This is a genomic window from Pandoraea apista (assembly GCF_001465595.2).
In the GTDB taxonomy this organism is placed as follows: Bacteria; Pseudomonadota; Gammaproteobacteria; order Burkholderiales; family Burkholderiaceae; genus Pandoraea; species Pandoraea apista.
This window is the reverse complement of sequence record NZ_CP013481.2, coordinates 566,413-586,249: the sequence shown is the minus strand read 5'-3', so window position 1 is coordinate 586,249 and position 19,837 is coordinate 566,413. Positions and strand designations below refer to the sequence as shown.

The 19,837-nt window shown below is 62.7% G+C and carries 17 protein-coding genes; 8 read left to right on the top strand and 9 right to left on the bottom strand.

Annotated elements, in window-relative coordinates:
* Nucleotides 1–286: 286 nt before the first annotated feature.
* Nucleotides 287–814, top strand: a complete 528-nt coding sequence (locus AT395_RS02730; RefSeq protein WP_042113275.1) for an outer membrane lipoprotein — start codon at nucleotides 287–289, stop codon at nucleotides 812–814.
* A 242-nt stretch (nucleotides 815–1,056) separates the two neighbouring features.
* Nucleotides 1,057–2,472, top strand: coding sequence for an undecaprenyl-phosphate glucose phosphotransferase (locus AT395_RS02725; protein ID WP_231606065.1), 1,416 nt, complete (start codon nucleotides 1,057–1,059; stop codon nucleotides 2,470–2,472).
* A 44-nt stretch (nucleotides 2,473–2,516) separates the two neighbouring features.
* On the opposite strand, the gene AT395_RS02720 is transcribed toward AT395_RS02725, so the two are convergent.
* A complete protein-coding gene (locus tag AT395_RS02720; protein ID WP_082164674.1) occupies nucleotides 2,517–3,347 on the bottom strand; it encodes a WecB/TagA/CpsF family glycosyltransferase in 831 nt (276 codons plus the stop codon).
* Nucleotides 3,348–3,580: 233 nt separating this feature from the next.
* Between AT395_RS02720 and AT395_RS02715 the strand changes: the two genes are divergently transcribed.
* Nucleotides 3,581–5,299, top strand: coding sequence for an FAD-dependent oxidoreductase (locus AT395_RS02715; protein ID WP_048628124.1), 1,719 nt, complete (start codon nucleotides 3,581–3,583; stop codon nucleotides 5,297–5,299).
* Nucleotides 5,300–5,312: 13 nt separating this feature from the next.
* Nucleotides 5,313–6,242 (top strand): NAD-dependent epimerase/dehydratase family protein, encoded by a 930-nt coding sequence (locus AT395_RS02710; RefSeq protein ID WP_048628125.1) that lies wholly within the window; start codon nucleotides 5,313–5,315, stop codon nucleotides 6,240–6,242.
* Here the strand turns inward: AT395_RS02710 and AT395_RS02705 are convergent, their stop codons facing one another.
* The 4 genes from AT395_RS02705 to AT395_RS02690 all read right to left on the bottom strand — a co-directional run bounded on the left by AT395_RS02705 (nucleotide 6,243) and on the right by AT395_RS02690 (nucleotide 11,377).
* Nucleotides 6,243–7,583 (bottom strand): oligosaccharide flippase family protein, encoded by a 1,341-nt coding sequence (locus AT395_RS02705; protein ID WP_072632756.1) that lies wholly within the window; start codon nucleotides 7,581–7,583, stop codon nucleotides 6,243–6,245.
* A 1-nt stretch (nucleotide 7,584) separates the two neighbouring features.
* Complete coding sequence (locus AT395_RS02700) at nucleotides 7,585–9,252, bottom strand: glycoside hydrolase family 44 protein (RefSeq protein ID WP_231606066.1); 1,668 nt, start codon at nucleotides 9,250–9,252, stop codon at nucleotides 7,585–7,587.
* A complete protein-coding gene (locus AT395_RS02695; protein WP_053086325.1) occupies nucleotides 9,227–10,558 on the bottom strand; it encodes a hypothetical protein in 1,332 nt (443 codons plus the stop codon). The genes AT395_RS02700 and AT395_RS02695 overlap by 26 nt, the downstream gene beginning before the upstream one ends.
* A gap of 102 nt (nucleotides 10,559–10,660) precedes the next feature.
* Nucleotides 10,661–11,377, bottom strand: coding sequence for a polysaccharide biosynthesis/export family protein (locus AT395_RS02690; protein WP_042113279.1), 717 nt, complete (start codon nucleotides 11,375–11,377; stop codon nucleotides 10,661–10,663).
* A gap of 257 nt (nucleotides 11,378–11,634) precedes the next feature.
* Between AT395_RS02690 and AT395_RS02685 the strand changes: the two genes are divergently transcribed.
* Genes AT395_RS02685 through AT395_RS02675 form a run of 3 tightly spaced genes read left to right on the top strand, consistent with a single transcriptional unit; the run spans nucleotide 11,635 to nucleotide 15,928 of the window.
* On the top strand, nucleotides 11,635–13,773 hold the full coding sequence (locus tag AT395_RS02685) for a GumC family protein (protein ID WP_042113280.1): 2,139 nt from the start codon (nucleotides 11,635–11,637) through the stop codon (nucleotides 13,771–13,773).
* Between the two features lie 20 nt (nucleotides 13,774–13,793).
* Nucleotides 13,794–14,783: a DUF6492 family protein gene (locus tag AT395_RS02680; RefSeq protein ID WP_042113281.1), complete on the top strand. Its 990-nt coding sequence runs from the start codon at nucleotides 13,794–13,796 to the stop codon at nucleotides 14,781–14,783.
* Nucleotides 14,784–14,788: 5 nt separating this feature from the next.
* Nucleotides 14,789–15,928: an acyltransferase family protein gene (locus AT395_RS02675; RefSeq protein ID WP_048628127.1), complete on the top strand. Its 1,140-nt coding sequence runs from the start codon at nucleotides 14,789–14,791 to the stop codon at nucleotides 15,926–15,928.
* 162 nt (nucleotides 15,929–16,090) lie between these two features.
* Here AT395_RS02675 and AT395_RS02670 read toward each other — a convergent pair whose 3' ends face one another.
* Complete coding sequence (locus tag AT395_RS02670; protein WP_042113282.1) at nucleotides 16,091–16,312, bottom strand: hypothetical protein; 222 nt, start codon at nucleotides 16,310–16,312, stop codon at nucleotides 16,091–16,093.
* On the opposite strand from AT395_RS02670, the gene AT395_RS02665 reads away from it, so the two are divergent.
* Nucleotides 16,311–17,354 (top strand): DUF4434 domain-containing protein, encoded by a 1,044-nt coding sequence (locus AT395_RS02665; protein ID WP_072632755.1) that lies wholly within the window; start codon nucleotides 16,311–16,313, stop codon nucleotides 17,352–17,354. The two genes, AT395_RS02670 and AT395_RS02665, sit on opposite strands and share 2 nt — an antisense overlap.
* A 37-nt stretch (nucleotides 17,355–17,391) precedes the next feature.
* Here AT395_RS02665 and AT395_RS02660 read toward each other — a convergent pair whose 3' ends face one another.
* From AT395_RS02660 to AT395_RS02650, 3 genes are read right to left on the bottom strand one after another with little or no spacing between them, the layout of a single operon-like run.
* Complete coding sequence (locus AT395_RS02660; RefSeq protein WP_053086326.1) at nucleotides 17,392–18,066, bottom strand: alginate O-acetyltransferase AlgF; 675 nt, start codon at nucleotides 18,064–18,066, stop codon at nucleotides 17,392–17,394.
* A 2-nt stretch (nucleotides 18,067–18,068) separates the two neighbouring features.
* Nucleotides 18,069–19,550, bottom strand: a complete 1,482-nt coding sequence (locus tag AT395_RS02655) for an AMP-binding protein (protein ID WP_048628128.1) — start codon at nucleotides 19,548–19,550, stop codon at nucleotides 18,069–18,071.
* Between the two features lie 32 nt (nucleotides 19,551–19,582).
* Nucleotides 19,583–19,822, bottom strand: a complete 240-nt coding sequence (locus AT395_RS02650; protein ID WP_042113284.1) for an acyl carrier protein — start codon at nucleotides 19,820–19,822, stop codon at nucleotides 19,583–19,585.
* Nucleotides 19,823–19,837: the final 15 nt, after the last annotated feature.

The window sequence follows — 19,837 nt, the reverse complement described above, 5'->3', positions numbered from 1 at the left end:
TGAAAATTAGTTGATTGCACTCATGCATTAAGCATTTACAGAGCATGACCCCATGTCTCACCCAACGGGAATATCATCGAGGAACACATCAAAATGCGCGGCGGCGCCGCGAACCCGCGCCATAGCGACGTGGTCGCCATTACAAACACTTACCTTTTCTTACAGCACAAAGGCCTGCGGAACCCTACATTCCGCGTCGTGGTCGCAAGAGATGCGACACATTGTGCGCAACGTCACCCATCAAGGCGGCGGCGCATTTACCTCACGCTCACGAGGACGAACCAAAATGAACATCAAAGCACTTACGGGAATCAGCGCGGCACTGGCCGCCGTCATGTTGGCTGGCTGCGTTGCACCGGGCCCGCAGTACGGGTACCAGCAGCCAGGCTACCAGCAGGGCTACCAACAACCGGGGTATCAGCAAGGCTATCAACCTGGCTACCAGCAGCCGCCCCAACAACAGCAGCAGATTCCGGGTGCGCTTTACGGCCGTGTCGAATCGATTGAACAGATGAACGGCGCGAACAACAGCCCCAACATTCTGGGGACGGTGCTCGGCGGCGCAGCCGGCGGCCTGCTCGGCAACACCATGGGCGGCGGGCGCGGACGCACCGCCACCACCATCGGCGGCGCCGTGATCGGTGCCATCGCAGGCAACCGCATCGAGAACGGCATGGGGCAGCCGAACGTGCTCTATCGCATCACGGTGCGTCTGGACGACGGCCGCGTGGCCACGGTCACGCAAGCGCCGCCATTGCGCGTGCAGCAGGGCCAGCGCGCCGCCGTCGCGAACGATACGGTTTACCCGTACTGATCTGAAGCGGCACCGAAATGAACGCCCGCCGGATTTCCATCCGGCGGGCGTTGTTGTTTTCTGGGTCAGCCTGATTTTGACGGGGGACGCCGGGGGGACGAAACGCGGCAATAATGCGTCGCCTTAGCGTTCACACGCAAAGGGAATATTGCCTGATAAGATACGCGCGACCATCGGAGGGCTCTCGCCGTTCCGGAACTTTGTCGAGTCCCGCCAGTTATTGCTACCCTTCGAATCCCGTCATGTCGACACAGACGACCTACCACCATCGGCTTTTCATGGCGATGGTCGGCGGCTTCAGCGCCGTGCTCAACGCGGGCGCTTTCTTCGTCGTCCTCCTGCTTAACGGACACAACCCCTATACCCCATACGGGCTAACACTCGTAGGTGTTCTGGCGGCGGCCGCATTCATCGTCTTCGCCAGTTTCCACCTGCTCGCAAGCGCACGTGACGTAGGCTGGATGCTCAGACGCGGCGCCATGCGCTGGTGCCGGTTGCTGCTGACCACGATCGTGCTGCTGTTCCTGACGTACGAGCGCACCGAAGACGTGCGTCTGATGGTCGCCGAGTGGGCGCTGCTGGCATTGCCCATGCAGATGATCGGACTGGCGATCCTGCGCGGCATGGCGCACAGCATCAACAACGCCCCCGGCAATCAGCGACGCGCCGCATTTTTCGGGCTCGGGCCCGAGGCGCGCAAGTTGCATATGCGTCTGCGCCGCTCGCCGATTCTCGGCATCCAAGTGTCGGGTTATTACAACGACACGCCGGTCACGGCAGAAGACGGGGAAGTATTGCCGCCTTACCTCGGCCGCTACGCCGACGCCGCAGCGCACATTCAGGCCAACGCCTACGAGATCGTCTTCATCGCCATCGGACAGCAAGACAACAAGGAACTCACCAGCGACATCGTCAACCGGTTGTACGATTCAACGGCCTCGATCTACCTGCTGCCCGAGTTCCGCTTCCCGGGCGACCTGCCGATGACCAGCACCGATCTGGCCGGCGTGCCATTGCTTGCGCTGCACGACATCACCGTGCAAGGGCTGTTGCGAATGGTCAAGCGCACCATCGATCTGGTCGGCGCAACAGTGCTGCTGTTGTTGCTGGCGCCGGTGATGATCGCGATTGCCATTGCCGTGCGACTCGATTCGCCCGGTCCGATTCTCTTCCGCCAGCGCCGCTACGGCGAACGCGGAGAGCCGATCATCGTGCGCAAATTCCGCTCGATGCGAGTGGACCAGCAGGAAGATGCCGCTGCCGCCACCACCGGCGGCTTGCGGCAAGCACATGCGGGCGATAGCCGCATTACGCCACTCGGCAAGCATCTGCGCCGCACATCGCTGGATGAATTGCCGCAATTGTTCGACGTCCTAAATGGATCGATGAGTCTCGTCGGGCCTCGCCCGCACGCGGAAGAGCACAACGAAATGTACCGGCGCGTGATTCCCGGCTACATGCTGCGCCACAGCGTCAAACCGGGTATTACGGGATGGGCGCAGATCAATGGTCTGCGCGGGGAAACCGATACGCCGGACAAGATGCGGCGTCGTGTGGAATACGACCGTTATTACATCACCCACTGGTCGCTGTGGCTCGACATCAAGATCCTGCTCAAGACGATCCCGGCGATAGTGACGGGACGCAACGCGGTCTGAGCGCCCTCGCTCGCCACGTGCGCGAGACGCCCCTCATGCCCGCACTACACAGACGGACGCCCCTCGCGTGCGAAGCTGCGCCATTGCCGCCAGCAGATACCAATGAAGCGACGGTCGTCGACAAGATAGCGGCGCCACATCCGCCCCGGGTCCTGCATGATGCGGAAGACCCATTCGAGGCCTGTGCGCTGCATCCACCTCGGCGCCCGCTTCTGCATGCCGGCCGCAAACTCGATCGCCGCGCCAACGCACAGTATCAGACCGCCCGGCATAGTGCCCGCGTACGCCATCGCCCAACGCTCCTGCTTCGGCATGCCAAGGCAGACGAAGACGAGATCGGGCGCGGCGGCACGCACACGTTGCGCGATCTCTTCGCCTTCCGGCCCGGTCGGATCGAACGTCATCGACGGGACCATCAGAGTGAAATCGAGTCCCGGAAAGCGTTGAGACAATCCTTCGGTCAACTGCGCTTCCTGCCCCGGCCGGCCGCCAACGAAGACTGCACGGCGTCCCGACGCACGCACTCTGTCGCACAAGGCAGGCAGCAGATCGGCACCGGTCACGCGCCCCGGCAGCGGCATGCCGAAGAGACGACTCGCCCAGATGATCGGCATGCCGTCGGCGAAGAGGTAGTCGGCTTCACGGTACTGCTGCTTGAACTCGGGCTGCTTGTCGAGCCGCACGATGTGATCGACGTTCGGCGTCACCACAATGCGCGCACGGCCGTCGCGTTGCGCGGCCGCCTGCGCGAGCACGTCGACGGCCGTATCGAACGGCACGGCTGCGATATTCAATCCGAACAGCGAGATGCTCGGCTCGAACCGGGGGCGAACGGAAGTGTGCGGTGCGTTTTTCAGATCGGTGTCACGGGTCATGACTTAGCGTGTTCCTGTCGCGCGGCAATGCCGGGTGCATTCGATGGCAGGCACGATAGTAGCAGTGAGTCTTCTGTTCGTCAGCGACACTTTTCGCGGCAGTGTGCGCACCTGTCGCGAAAAGTTGTCATCCCGGAGCGGGGGATCGGCTACCATCGCAGCGGCTGCCTGCGCCGTCCCTTTGTCTTCATTTTTCTCTTTACCGTTAGCTACGCTGCCGGTTCCCGCAGACGATGATCCTCGACGCCCGCGATATTCCCTCCGGTACCTGTCTGCAAGCCGACCTGTGCATCGCCGGTGCAGGCGCCGCCGGCATTACGCTTGCCCTTGCGCTCGAAACGAGCGGGCTCGACGTGATCCTGCTCGAGAGCGGCGGCGACACTCCCGAGCCGGCCGTGCAGCAGCTCTACGCCGGCACCCTCGCCGACCCTCGGCTGCATCCGCCCGCCGACAGTTATCGCGTACGCCGCTTCGGCGGTTCGACCACGCTGTGGGGCGGACGCTGCATGCCGCTCGATGCCATCGACTTCGACGCCCGCGACTATATACCGCACAGCGGCTGGCCCATTGGGCTGAACGACCTGATGCCGTGGTACGGGCAAGCCAACGCCCTGTGCGAGGCCGGTGAATTTGCCTACACCGCCGAGCAGGCATTCCCCCCTCCGTCTCCCCCTTCGCCCCCCATGATCGGCGGCTTCGAGAGCGATGTCTTCTCGACGAACACGCTTGAGAGGTCCAGTTGCCCGACGGACTTCGGCGCGCGTTACCGCAACCGTCTGGCCAAGGGGCGGATACGCGTCATACAGCACGCCAACCTCTGCCGTCTGCCGATTCAGGAGGGGCAAGCGCGCCTTGTCGGACCGGCCGACGTGCGAACGCTCGAAGGAAAGACCTTTACCGTTGCCGCCCGGGCCTATGTACTCGCGACCGGCGGTCTCGAAGTGCCACGCGTGCTGCTGAACAGCCCCGGCGTCAGCGGCCGGGGGCTGGGAAATGCGAACGACGTCGTCGGGCGGTACTACATGTGCCATCTCGCGGGCACGATCGGCACGATGGACCTCTCGAAAGCCGCCTCGGTCTGGCATGGCTACGACGTATCGGACGAAGGCATCTATTGCCGCCGCCGGCTGGCCCTGCGGCCGCAAGCGCAGCGCGACCTGCATGCGGGCAATTTCATTGCCCGTCTGCACCATCCCCGTATTCCCGATGCCGGACATCGCAATGGCATTCTCTCGGCGCTGTATCTGGCACGCCCCATCGTGCCGTATGAATACGCGAAGCGCCTGTATGGCGACGCCACGGGTGGCGTGGGGAACTGGCTGGCGCACGCGCGAAACGTCGTCACGGATGTGCCGAATACTGTGCGATTTCTCACGCATTGGTTGTTGAACCGGACACTCGCCGAACGGAAATTCCCCTCCGTGATCGTACGGCCTGCCAATCTTCGTTTCAGCCTGGATTTTCACGCCGAGCAGGTCCCCAACGCGGATAGCCGCGTAACGCTGGGTGACGGCGTGGATGCACTGGGCATGCGCCGCATCCACATCGACTGGCAGTACACGCCGCAGGATGTGGCGACCGTCACGCTGGCGTTGGCTGCGCTTGCCCGGGAAATCGAACGCACCGGCGTTGGCCACTTCTCGTATGACCCCGCCGAGGTGGAAGCCGAAATGACCCGTTACGGTGCCTACGGCGGCCACCATATCGGCACCGCGCGCATGGGCAGCGATCCCGCGAGCAGTGTGGTCAACGCCGACAGCCGTTTACACGAGGCCGACAACGTGTTCATTGCCGGCTCGGCGGTCTTCCCGACGTCCGGACAGGCGAACCCCACCTTGAGCATCGTGGCGCTGGCACTGCGGCTTGCCGATCACTTGCAAAGCCATGCCAATGTCTGCGCGCTGCCGCTGCCGAAGGCTTCGACCACCGCCCTCTCACCGACTTCTCCCTGAAACCCACCGCTCCATGAAAGCCCGCATCCTCGTTACCGGCGCCACCGGCTTCATCGGCCGCCATGTCGTCAACGCACTCGCCGCCACCGATTGGGCCGAACCGATCGCCGCCTCCCGCCGTGCCGATGCCGGCCTGCGCCCAGTGGATGCGCTCAGCGCCGCCGCGTTTGGCGCCGCACTCGCCGACGTCGACGGTGTGGTGAACTGCGTTGCCGGGTCGCCCGAAACGATCGTTGCCAACGCGCGTGCGCTGCGCGCTGCGCTCGAAGCGCGCAGCGCACCGGTTCCTGTGGTGTATTTCAGCTCGATGGCTGTCTACGGCACAGCCGAGGGCCGGATCGACGAGACAGCGGCACTCGCAGGGGCGAGCCCCTACGGTATGGCCAAAGTGGAAGCGGAGCAGGCGCTCGCCGGCCTGCCCACGGTTTCGATGTTGCGCCCGGGATGCGTCTACGGCGGCGGTAGTCCGCAATGGTCGGAGCGCATTGCGCAACTGCTGCGCGCTGGCCGCCTCGGCGATCTCGGCGCGGCGGGCGACGCGCACAGCAACCTCGTGCATGTCGACGATGTGGTCGCCGCCGCGCTCGGCGCGCTGCGACGGCCCGACGCTGGCGGCCGGGCCTACAACCTCGCAATGGCAAACGCGCCGCGCTGGAACGAGTACTTCATCGCTTATGCGATGGCGCTGGGCGCCACGCCCGTCAAACGCATCGGTACGCGACGCCTGAAGATCGAGACGAAACTGGTCGCTCCCGCACTCAAGATCGCGGAGATTGCAGGCCGCAAGATCGGCCTGACGTCATTACCTCCGCCGCTGCCGCCGTCGCTCGCGCACCTCTGGCAGCAAGACATTTGCCTCGATGCCAGTCTGGCGGAGAAGACCTTCGATTTGACGTGGACACCTTGGCGCGAGGCCGTTCGGGCAGAAGCGGCGCGGTCCTGATCAACGGCGGGCGACACGTCCCGCCGTCCACTGCCAGAGCGTGGCAAACGGCGACACGCCGAGCAATCGGCGGGCCGCCCATGTGGCCGCGGCCCCATTCACGGCAATAGCGAGCGACGCCGCCACGGACGCCCCAACACTTCCGCCAAGGGGTGTCAGCACGGCAAGGCCCAGCAATAGCACCCCGACGGACACCACGTTGATACGCATGAGCGCACGCGTGTGCGCCGTCATGCCGAGCAGTTCGGGCATCGCAGTGAAACAGGCGGCGGCAATCTGCCCCAACGCCAGCACACGCAACGCGCTCGCTCCGTCGTCGTAGCCGTGACCGAACAGGCCCAGCAAATGCTGCGGAATCACCAGCATGCCCAAGGTCACCGGCAGCGCCAGACACAGCACCAGTCCGATCGCTTGCGCAGCGCTGCGCTCGAGCCCCGGCAGATCCTGACGTGCATAAAGGCTTGCGAATCGCGGCGCTGCCATGCCGGTCACACCACTGATGAGAATGTTGACGACCAGCGCCAGCCGCCACGCAAGGGCGAAAAGGCCCGTCTCACGCGAGGTTGCGACAATCCCGAGAACGATGGCAGGCGCCGACGTAATCAGCAGCTTCGTAAGTTCCAGCGAGAACAGCGACAAACCAGGCCTGAGCAGCCCCGGGAGAGTGCCGTGCGGCATGCCTGCCGGAACCTCGCGCAGGAAGCGTCGCAGCAGCACCGCACCGGCAACCGCCGCGAGCGTGAAGCTCACGGCGATGAGCACCAGCGTATTCGTCACCGTCAACTGTCCGGTGACCACCAGCGGAATGACCGCCACGCAGAAAATCGCGGGCCAGAGCCACGAATAGATCATCTGGCTGTAGCCCACGCGCTGCAAGCCTGCGAGCGCACCGGCGAGGGCCGCCCCCACGTTTTGCGGAATGAACGAGAGCGCGCCAAGCATAAGCGGCACGGTAAGTTCGGGTTTTCTGAGAATGTCGTGCGCGAACACCCCCGCGCCCGCAGCCAGCAAAACCGACACCGCAGCCGACGCGGTGAAGACCCGCACGAGCGCGCGCCGAATCATCGGGCGAACGGCGCCTGACTGGCCTGAAGCGACGTCCATCGCCAACTGCCGGGTCAGCGCCTGATCGATCCCCAGACGCCCGAACCCAGCAAGTGCCACCATCGTGCTGAACACGATGTAGAAGTTACCGGTGTCGACAACGCCAAGCGCTGCCGCAATCAGTAAGTGAAAACCGTAGCGGCTGGGCAGGTCGAGCAAGCGAACACCCAGACTGATCGCGCTGCCGCGAATCATCGATGCGCCCGTCTTGCCCGGCGGCGTGCCCGAATCCGTCATATCACTTCACCGGCTTGCGCAGCACGAAGAGCACAATGCTCTGGGCCGGCAGATCGGCCCGCAGTTCGCCGCCGGCATAGGTGACGTCCGGCTGGCGGGTCAATTGGTTGTCGGCCAGACGCCACACTTCCCCCGTGCCCGACGGTGCAAAGTTGGCCAGCGAGATCGTGGCCCGCGTGGCTCGCTCGAGTTGCTTGTTGATGACCATCACGGTCAGGGCGCCGTCTTTCTCACGCAGTGCGGCGAACGCCGAAACGGTATCCGGGTCCGGCACGGTGGCGGCAACGCTGGTCGAACCGAATTCGCCACCGTTGCCGTCGTAATTGCGATACAGCTTGATCGCCTTGTAGACCGGCATCGAGGGATCGAGCGTGCCCCAGCGGGTCGCCATGTCCAGCCGCTCCCGGCCAAAAATGCCCAGAATATCGGCCTGTGCGGTCGCGCCGTTCATGCGGTGATCGGCCCCCCAGTTGTATTCGGTAAGGGCGATGGGCGTGCCGGGGTAGTAATACGTGTCGACCCACTGGCGCATCATCGGAATCAGCGCAACGACGCTGTTGATCCACGTCGGATCTTTGTAATTCGGGTCCCATAGGTTGCGCGTGGAGCGATTGCGCATCAGCGCGATAGCCTCTGAATTGCTATCGACCGGCTCCTCATATTCCTTGCTCTGCGGGTAGAAGTGCAGACTGAAGATATCGACCGGACGCCCGGCTTTCTTCCACTGCGTGAGCAGCCACGGGATGTAAGGCATGCCGCCGGTCTCGTGTTGACGATCCGGTGCCTGCGCATAGCCGTGCTTGATCGAATACTGTTGATCGAAACCGCTATACAGATACCCGTTCCAGCCCCATTCTTCCGGCGCGAGCACCTTGGCCCCCGGGTCCGCCGCTTTCACCGCGCGCGAGTAAGCGATCACCTTGGCGGCAATTTCGCTCGCATGTGCGCCAACGGGATGCGAGTTGTTGTGGATCAGTTGCCATAGGCTGGGTTCGTTATCCATGGCGTAGTAGCGCACGCCACCCGCACGCGCCGGCCCGAATTGCTGCACCAGCGCCGCGACACGCGCCTGCTGGCTCGCCGGATCGTCGGGCACGGTAGCGTCGTTCGGATCGTTCACAACGGGCGTGCCATCGCGCAGAATACCGTTCCCCGCGTCGGTCATGCCGTCCACATCGTAATTCTGTTGCGGCCCGTACTTGGCAATCGAGAAGCTGGCCAGCCTTTCGCGGGCGCGTGAAAGCGTGGCTACGCGCCCGAGCATCGAAATCGTGATGATCGGGGTCGCACCGCCGGCCTGCGTCAACGCCACGAACCGGTCGCCGAACTGATCGTTGATATCGGCCGGATTCACCGGCAGGCTCTCGTAGTACCAGTCCCGCCCCGCGTTGCGGGCATCGAGCCGCCAGTTGTAGGCCGACGCACTATTGCCGCCCGAACGATTCAATGGCGCGCGCAGATCCTGCAACATCGCCGTCGTACCGAAGTTGATGCCGTAAATCAACGGACTGATCGGGTGACGATTCGCGGCGGCGTCCACGGCAATGGCGACCGGCAGGGGTTCGCCGGAGGTCGCCTTCGTACACGCGGCGGATGTCAGCAGCACGGCCGCGCCCATCAGATGAACCAGTTTGGAACACGCACTACGGCGCGGCAACACGCGTCGCATGAAAACTCCGGGTATCTGCACGATGTGCACGATGATCGAAACCGCCTTCGCGCCAGATATAGACGAAGATCGCCAGAATAACGGCGGTCTCGCCCGGCGCAAGCGTTGGAGGATAGAAGAACGAAGCCAGCAGGACGAAGACCAGATAGTCGTACAGCGCACCCAGGAAATCGTCTTCGACTTCCGCACGCAACCGCCGGTAGAAAAACAATCCCCGCAGTTGCAGGCACAGGATGATCAGCGCACCGATCAGGCCGAACTCGAACACGATACCCAGCCAGGTAATGTCCGCCAGGAAAAAGAAATGGTGGAAGTAGGTCGTGAGCGTATCGCCGCTCGCAGGGCTGATGGTGCCCACGCCGAACAACCAGCGCAGGGCGTCGTCACCGAGGAAGCGGGTCGCCAATTGCGCGGAAATGCGGCGGGTATCGAACCCCGTCTCGGCCCCGGCGCTGAAAATGGTCGCCAGATACCCCATCGAGAAAATCGCCGCCAGCACGACAGGAGCCACCAGCAGCAAGCCGATCCGCGCGCGCGGCCGCGCCCACACGAAGGTGTTGATGACCAGCACGCCCAGAATGCCGATCGCCAGTGCACGCGATTTCACGATCAGCAGCGCAACGGCCAGACAGACGAGCGCACCGGCCAGATAGCCGAGATGCCGCTCGAAGAATGCGCGGCGGTAACAAAAAAACAACAGAATGAACGGGAAATACATCGACATCCGGATGCGATGCCCGCGACTGTCGCTGGTGAAGAACGGCGCCTGCCCGAAAACATAGGTTTCCTTGTACCAACTGGCGGGCACCACGATCCACATGAGAATCAAGGCGCCGACAACGACCGCGCCCAGAATCACAAAGCTGCGCCCCAATTCGCCCAGGGTGGGCTTGAGCATCAGCAACAACGCCAAAAACGAAAAGAAATATAGAATCGGCAGCAACTTCACCTGCGCCGTGATACTGACGAAAACACTCTCGTGGAAATAAATAACGGCGGCAAAGCTCGGCACCAGCAGCAGCCACGCGAAACTCAGCAGCACCTGCCGGGTCATCGGAAAGCGTGGCTGACTGCCCAGTCGCAGCACCAGCGGCAGCGTGAGAATCGGGAACGCCTTCGACAGTGCCCACAGCGGGTAAAGGGCCGTAATGTAATGGAAGGTCTGGCCGAAAAACGGCAAGAGCGCAACCAGACACCCAACGACGAACGTGCGCGGCAAGTCGCCCGCGAAGACCGGCGGCAGAGCGTCTGTCGTTTCGCTGGGGGTGGCGGAATCCAGTTCGAGGGTTTGCGGCCCGGCTGTCACGAAGTGGTTGAATTCGGTGGTTAGACTTGGCGGATTCGGCGGGTCCGGCGGCCGAGGGAAACCTGCGGCAGCCGGACGCGAGCGGTTATCTACATCAGAGCATCAGAAGCTGCGTGCGCCGTTGATGTCGTAATTCAGGTTCTTCTGGAACGGCAGGCCCTTGTTGATGTACTGGTCGACCCACATGTCCACTTCGGCGATCGACGACTTCGGCACGAAGATCGTGTCGTTGGATTGCAGCACGATGTCCTGCGCCGGGTCGCCTTGCTGAGTGAGCGCCTTCACGTCCACCGTACGCAGCATAGGACGGCCGTCGGGACTGCGTCGAATCAGCACGATTTCGCCGGTGCGCGCCGTATCGAGCAAGCCCTGTGCGGTAATGACTGCCTGCATCACGCTCATGCCGGGGGTAAGCGCCAGTTCGCCGGGCTTGCCCACCTCGCCGCCGACGAAGATGTGCGCCGCCGTCTGTGTGACGGCGACAATCGCGTGGGCGTTGGCGGTCATGCCGTTGGCCGCCAGTGCGCGGTTGACTGTCTCGCCGAACTGGGCGAGCGTCTGCCCGGCGGCCGGCAGATTACCGGCGAACGGCATGGCGATCGTGCCATCCGGGGCCACGCGGCCCTTGTAGTTGAGTTCGATGTTGAATGGCAGAACGACCGAAATATCGTCACCGGGCAACAAGCGATACGGGCTCGGCGCTGCGTCCACCCAGGTAGCGAAGCGATCGGCCTGCTGGTATTTCGTGTCGACCCACGTGTGCGTGCATGCTGTGAGCATCGTCAGCATCAGTGCGCAGGTCGTGCGGAGAATATTCATGGGACAGATGGCAAGAAGCGGAGGAGTTTCACGGTTTCGACCGTACTCTAGTGCAGTTCGGCCGTCTCGCCAAGCACGATAAAAGAACGTCGGATTTATAGGACAATATCGGCTTTTGGGGGACTTTTCGGGGACTTTCTTCCGTAAGATATGCGCCTTGTAACCATTCACAATGGCCGGGCAACCTTTCTGTTTCTTGCATCTCTATGGCGATTACGACTAGAACAAGGCCTGACCGGCGTGCTGCGGTCGTCGATGTGACGATCCGGGATTATCTCAACACACTTTTCTATTACCGCAAGATTGCGACAACCGTATTTCTCGCAATCGTTGCCCTCGGCATTCTCGTTGCGCTGTTCGTACCGATTCCGTACAAGGCACAAGCGACGCTGCTGGTCCTGAACGCGGGTTATTACGATCAGACCAACAACCCGAATCCCAGCGTATCGATACAGCCGCCGCCCGGGCAGTTGAACGGCGTGGAAGCGCAGATTCTGTCGAGCCCGGAACTGCACCGGGAAGTGATCCTGTCGAAGCTTGGTCCGGGGGCGACCGAGAGCGACATCAATCGCGAATTGCAGAATTTCGAGCGCCGCCTGCACATCGAGCAGAACGACCTCGCCAACACCATCTCGCTCAGTTATTCGGATACCGATCCCAAAGTGGCGGCCGGGGCGCTGGCGCGTCTGCTCGACAAGTATTTCCGCCAACGTGCTTCGATCTTTACCTCGGGCCGCGTCAATCTGCTGGTCAGCCAGCGTGATGACGTGGGCAAGCAGCTCGACAAGGCCGACGCCGATTTGCTTGCGTTCCAGAAAAAGCACGGCATCGTCAAGATCGACGACCAGACGTCGCGCGCCGTGCAACTCGAGGCCGAACTGGTTCAGCGCAAGCTGGAAACCGACGCCAAGCTCGCGCAGGACCGCAGCGAACTGAAGTCGTTGCAGGCGTCGACCAGAGACGTGCGCTCGACCATTCCGATCTACTCTGACGACTCCGAATCCAGCCGTGCGATCAACGGCATGCAGGTCACGCTCATGGAGCTGGAGACCAAGCGTGCCGACTTCGCTTCGCGTTACTTGCCGACGTCGCCGTTCGTGCAGCAGTTGGACAAGCAGATCGCCGACATGCGCGCCAACATCGCGAATCAGAAGCAGCAGATGATGACCGCGACGCGTCTGGGTCATAACAATTACTACGATGTGGTGCAGGAACGTCTGGCCGTGCTCAACGCGAGCATCGCCGGCGGTCTCGCACAGCAAAGCGCGCTCGACGAGCAGATCAAGCAAACGCGTTCGAAGCTGCAAGGCATGAGCGATGTATCGAGCCAGTTGAGCCAGTTGCAGGCACGTCGCGACATCCTTGCCGACAGCTTCAAGGATCGCTCGCGCCAGGTTGAACTCGCGCGCGTGCAGCAAGGGCAGGTCAGCCAGATCAACGGCACGAACGTGCGCGTGATTCAGGCGCCGTTCCCGCCCTCGCAACGCAGTGTCTCGGCGAGCCTGTTGATTGCCGCATCGATCGTTGCCGGCCTGCTGATTTCCGCGCTGACCGTGCTGATTATGGCGAGCATGCGCGAGACGTTCCTGAGCCCCGAGCAGGTGGAACGCGCCCTGTTGCTGCCGGTCGTGAATGCGCCGGTGTTGCTCGGCGGCGAGCGCCGGGCAGGTGCGGCAGGCGTAGCTGGCGCGGCGGGTGCCGTCGCCACTTCCGCGAGCGCCGACGCCGAGCCCGCGTTCGCGCGGCCGGCGCATCTGGCCTACGGCCGCATGATTGCCGCCATCAACAGCGCAACCGACGCACCCGCCAAGGTCGTCATGGTGCTCTCGGCCGGTAAGAACGATGGGCTGGCGTCCGTGATTCAGGGGCTGACTACGGAACTGGAACACCGCACGGCCAAACCGATCCTGATCCTCGATATCGCGTCGACACCGGACTCGCCGATCTACGGCAAGCCCAACGCGCAGGGGCTTCTGGCGTGGCCGTCTAACGGCGGCAGCGGCACGGTCAACGCCGACGCCGTAGCGCCGGTCGATTCAGCAGCCATCGAGGATCTGAAGTTCACGCGGGTGGACGGCCACAATATTGTCGTGGCGCAGCCGCGCAGCGGGGCGATTCCTTCGTCGTGGCAGCAAGTCAACCGCCTGTTCGACGCGCTGCGCGAATCGCACGATTACATCGTCGTGCATGCGCCGCCGTCGAGCCAGTCCTTCACCGGCATCGAAAACGCCTCGCTGGCAGACGCCACCGTGCTCGTGGTGCGCGCCGAAGCGACGCGCAAACCGGTCATCGCGGGGCTCAAGGCGCAGGTTGAAGATGCAGGCGGACGACTGATCGGGGTGGCGCTCACGCATCGCCGGGGATATATCCCGAGCTTCATCTACCGTTTCTTCTAAGCCGTCGGCCTCGAATCACCATGCCACAAATCAGCGCGATTCTGCCGATCAAAACACGGGGACGCCATTACGCCGACAACATCGGCCGTTGCGACATTCTGTTCTCGTCGCTGCGGCACTTCACAACGCCGGATCTGTTCCATCGCTTTGTGATCATCGTGCCGCACGACGAAGTCGACGAGGTCAGGGGTTATGCCAAAGCCTGGTCCGACTTCCCCATCGAGGTGATCGACGAATCGCTTTACATGGGCGCGTTTGCCGAATTCTCCCAACGTCACCAGATCCGTAACTGGCATCGCCAGCAGATCATCAAGATCAACGCACCCGAGTGGATCGAGACCGAGTATTTCCTCATCTTCGACCCGGATTGCTTTGCCACGCACGCCTTCGACTACGATTCGCTGATTGTGGACGGCCGCGCGGTAACGCACCTCAAGGGGCGCAGTGTCGAGCCGTACTACTGGGAAGCCTCAGCCAAGCTGCTCGACGTCGATCCGCATCTGGACCGCGAGGGTGTCTGGTGGACACCGGCAACGCTGTCCCGCTCGCTCTGCCTGTCGTTGCAGCAACGGCTGGAAGCCGTGAACGGCACCGACTGGAAGCGCGTGCTGCTTGCGAACTACGCCATCGACTGGACGGAATACACGCTCTACTGGCTCAACGCCGAGCATGCGGGACTGCTTGAGCGGTATCACACGCAGGCGGTGCCGCCGCAGCGCACGTTGCACGCGAGCGAAAGCGTGTGGTTCGCCGACAAAATGCAGGAATGGGACGCCGCGCACTACTTCGCGCCCGAGAGCGACGGTATGTTCGCGGTGGTTCAGAGCAACACCAAGATTCCGATCGACCAGGTAGTTGCCAAGCTCTCTCCCTACTTCCCCATTACGATTCAGCCATATGACCGGCATGTCGACCCCCTGCTGAAGGGCAAAGAGATATACTCTGCAGCCATACGCAAGGGGCTCAAAATGCTGCGAAAACTTCGCGGAGAAAAGGGAATCAAGGGATAAGACCGATGAGCAGTCGCCAAGACCGGTTGGTCGGCATCGAGATCCTGCGATTCTTCAGCGCGTTCGCCGTTCTCATCTGGCATTACCAGCATTTCTTCTTTCAGCCCGCGACGGCGTCGATCGACGTCGCCCGTACCGGCCAGCCGCTCTACGCCCTGCTCCACCCGTTCTACGATTACGGGTGGCTCGGCGTGAACGTCTTCTGGACGATCTCCGGCTTTATCTTCTTCAATCGCTATCTGACGAAGATCGCCACGCGCCGGGTGTCCGGCGGCCTGTTCTTCCTGAACCGGTTCTCGCGGCTGTATCCGTTGCATATCGTCACGCTCGTGGCAGTCGCCGCGCTTCAGCTGTATTACGTGCGCGAAAATCACGCGTTTTTCGTGTATCCGTACAACACGCCGTACGATTTCTTCGTCAACGTGATCTTCGCTTCGGGATGGCTCACGCCTTACACCGACTCGTTCAACGGGCCAGTCTGGAGCGTGTCGACGGAAATCGTCATCTATTTTGCGTTCTTCCTGCTGGCGCGGTTCTTCCGTATCGGACTGGTATCGACGCTGTCGCTCATGGTTCTGTCGGCTGTCGCGGGCCTGCTGCTGATTCATCAACAGATCAAAGGCAGCGAATCGAACATCGTCTTCTGCGCCTTTTACTTCTTTATGGGCGGGGCCGTGCATCTGGTGTACGAGCGGCTGCGCAGCGTGATCGAGTCGCGGCGGCAGGCGACGATACTGCTGTGCTGCGCGGCCTATCTGGGATTGATCGGCGTTTGCTTCGCGTTCGGCGGCACGAAGTATCTCGCAGCTACGGTCATTGCGCCTGTGTCGATCGTGCTGCTGCAAGTCGTCGAGCCGTGGATTCCCGAGCGGCTGGCCGGGCCGATTGCCAACCTTGGCAACACCACGTATTCGAGCTATCTCATTCACTTCCCGTTGCAACTGACGGCCGTGATCGTGCTGTCGTTGTTCGGCTTGAGCAGCGCAACGCTCGCCATGAGCCCGTGGTTCCTCGCGGCTTATCTCGTCGTGGTCTTCACGTTGGCGCGTCTGGTCTACCGGGCGTTGGAAGCCCCCGCGCAAGCCTTCATTCGACGGCGTCTGGCGTGGCTCGGCGGGTCGTCACGCGTGAACGCCGCGCCCTGACTGGCGCGATACGACAGCGCCGGAGGATCAGGTGAGACGCCGGCAAGCGGTCCGTTCGGGGGACGGACCGGGGACGGCCCGAGGGCACGATATGGGTCTAATCTGGGGGCGGATCGAGATCATGATCCCAGCCGGGATCATGAGGGCGCAGGACTGCGCCGTTCAATGATGGTGGTGGTGATGCGACCACAGCGGGTCCATCGAATCGACGAACGACGCAACCGCGTCCTTGTCGCCTGTGGCATGACGCATCAATTGACCACACTTGCACCATCCCTGATACGGGGTGATGTGCGAACAGGCTGTCGTCTTCTGCAAATACAGCGTGACCGGTTTGGCACACTTGGTGCACTTGAACTTGAGGGTGAGGGCAGGTTTGCTCATGAGGAATCCGCGACACAACGCATGGCGTAACGCCACGCGCAAAGACAATATTGTACCGGCAGCCGCCCCTGACTCCCCGTTGCGCCGGCGCTTGCTGCAAGCTGCCGCGCTGGTCGCCTGCCTGCCGATGGCTGCGTGTACGACGCCGCCGGAAATCGGTGGGAGTTTCGTGCAACTCTGGCGCAGCCATCTGGAATGGACGCCCGCGCAATGGCGCGAGCGCCTCGCCGCCACGCATGCGCTCGGTTGCAAGGAAATCTTCGTGCAATGGGTCGGCATCGACGGCGAGCCCGACAACACCTGGATGGCTCCCGATGCGTTGATCCGTACGCTCCTCGACGAGAGCGCTGCGCTCGAGATGGGCGTTCATCTGGGCGTGCCGTACGACGAGCGCTGGTGGACCGCCATCGATGCCACACAGGCGAACGCCCTCGACGCCTATCTGCAACGCACCGGGAAGCGCGCCGCGGCCTATATGCAGAACGCGGGGTGGACAAAACACCCGGCATTTCGTGGCTGGTATCTGCCCTACGAACTCGAGCAATACCACTGGGCCACGCCCTTCCGGATCGACAAACTCAGTGCATGGCTCGGCGCCATGTCGGAGGCGGCCATCGCCACGAGCGGCCGGGCGCCGACCATTTCCACCTACTTCAGCAAGCTCCCGACGCTCGGTACGCTGACCGATTTGTGGGGCACGCTGCTCGAACGCGTTCAGCTCCACCCCATGATTCAGGACGGCGTGGGCGTGGCCGGCATGGCGAACTACGCGGCGCTCACGCCATTGTTCTCGATGCTCAAAACGCGGGGCGCGCGTTTCGACATCATTCTCGAACTCTTCGAAGAACTGCCTTCGCAGAAGAACGACGGTACGGAATTCAACGCCATAGCGGCCGACTTCGGCCGCGTCAAGCGTCAATGGGAGACGGCCAGACAGTACGGCGCGGCCCGGCTGGTCGCATTCGCCATCGACCCATGGGTGTTCGACGATACGCCCGGCTCGAAAGCGCTGCTACGCGACTGGAAGGCAGCACTGTCCTGACACGGCGTAGCACGACGGCGCGAGGCCATCGTGGCACTTATTGCTGATAGGGATCGGTCGCGCTCAACTGCCCGCGCAGCACCGGCGCAGTCTGTGTACCGAGTACAAACAGGCTGTAGTGATCGCCCGGCTCAAGCCCCGGCAGGGCCAGCGTCCCGGACACTGCTGCGCCACACCCCGATACCAGCGTGGCCTTCACCGGATTGATCGCACGCGCCACCGACGCCCCCTGCCCCACGTCGTCGAACAACGTCGGTCCCGACGGGCTCACGCTCAGCTTCGCTCCCGAACATTTCTCGCTGAGATTGTAGAAGCGCAGTTCGGCCTTCAGGCCGTCTTGCGTGCCGGCCGTGTCGACCAAGGTCGTGAGCGCCACTTTGCCACCGTCGCGACGCACGATCACCGTATTGAAGGTATCCGGCGCCACTTGAAGCGTGCCGGCCGGCTTGCCGTCGATGACCACCCGGAACGTTTCGTTCCCCTTGACGATGGCATACGTGCTGGCCACCTTCTCCCCGGTCAGCACCTGCGCCGGCCCGTTGGCGACCTGCGCGCGCATGGCCGAGGTGCCCGGATTGACGACACGCACGAATGACGAACCCGCCGGTGGACGCGCCGCATACAGCCGGGCGAAGATGCCTTCGGCCGCGCTCGTGCCGATGCCCGTGACAGTCAGCGTCATTGCGAGTGTCAGATTACGCAACATGTTCATGCTTACGACTCCGTTTTTGCGGATGAGGCCGGGCGCGTGCGCGCCTCCAGATACATCCGTTCCAATTGCTTGCGATCGGCTTTGTCGCTGTTCGTCGTCGGGAAGCCGTGACATACGACCAGCTCCGACGGGATCATGTACGGCGGCAAGCGCTGCGCAAGCAGTGACTTCCATCCCGCCAGCGCTTCGGGCACATCGTGCAGTCCCGCCGGGCCGTTCGTTTCCGGCTCGACGAACCCGATCATGCGCACGATTGCGCCGTCCGGACGCCGCAACGCCACAGCGGCCCCCGCCCGAATGCCCGGCAGCGTCGCCAGCGACGCATCGACTTCCGCCAGTTCGATACGATAGCCGTGCATCTTGACCTGATCGTCGCGGCGACCGCGGAAGGTGACGAGCCCTTGCGCGTCAATTTCACCGAGATCGCCGCTGCGGTAAGCGCGCTTGCCGTGATACTGAAACAGCCGCGTTTCGTTGAGATCGGGGCGATTCAGATACCCCCGCATGACGTGATCGCCCGCCATGCAAATCTCGCCGTCGTCGATGAACACCTCGGCGTAGGGCTTGGCGCGGCCGATGGGAAACGGTAGCGGCGCGGCTGCGCGCAAGGCCGGGTCGATCTCGACCCAAGTGGTCGAACACGTAGCTTCCGTCGGACCATAAGAGTTCACGATGCGAACATCCGGGAAACGTTGCCAGAGCGCTTCGGCCACCGCCGGGGTCAACGATTCCGCACCGAAGACGAACATCCGCAAATCCGGCAGATGCGCGTGATCGAAATCGGCATTGAGCAACTGCTGCCGCACGAACGACGGCGTCGACGCCCACACATTGACGTGCGTGTCTGCGAGATAACTTGCGAACGCCGCGCGATCGGCAATGATCTCGCGCGGGCACAAGACGCAACAACCGCCCGTGGCTAATGCTCCCACCCAGTTGAACAGCGAGAAATCGAAGCTGAACAGCATCTGGTCCATGAAGGCGGGGGCGGGACCCGGCTTCACATCGTCGCGAATCCAACCGGCAAACAACGCCACGCTGTCGCGGCCGATCTGCACCCCCTTGGGGTCGCCGGTACTGCCCGACGTGAACATGATGTAGGCGAGCCCCTTCTGCGCCAGCACGGCAGCGTCGTGCCCGGTCGGCACGAACGCGTCGGCCTGAGCATCGAAGCGAAGCCCCGCCTGCACCAGTTCGCCAATGCGCGCAATCCGCTGCGCGGGGTTGATCACGTCCACCGGTACGAATGGCACCCCCAGGCACAGACAGCCAAGCATCGCCACCAGAAAGCCCGACTCCTTGTGTCCCGAAATGACCAGCGGCACGTCGGGCAATACCCCCGCGACTTCGGCATCCGTCATCCACTGATCCGTGGCAGCGCGCAACGCGGCCCAGCTGAGCGTGCCTTGCGTGTCGATCACCGCAGGGGCGTCGGGCGTCTGGGCAAGGTCGACGAATTCCCGTCGTTCAAAATCGAAGCGCATGGTTGAACTCCTCTGGCAAATCGCGCCGGGACTCAGGCGCGCTTGTGTTCCGCAATGAACTCGGCCAGCGTGTGCACCGATTCCAGATACACGTCGATCTCCGACGGCGGCACTTTCACGCCGAACTCGCGCTCTACGGCGAGGACCACGTCGACCGCCGAGAGCGAGTCGACCAACCCGGAGTCAATGAGCAGCGTGTCGGGTTCGACTTGCGTCAAAACGATATTGCCGATGATCTCGGCGACTTTGCTTTCAATCTCGTTGATGTTCATAAAACGACTCCTGCG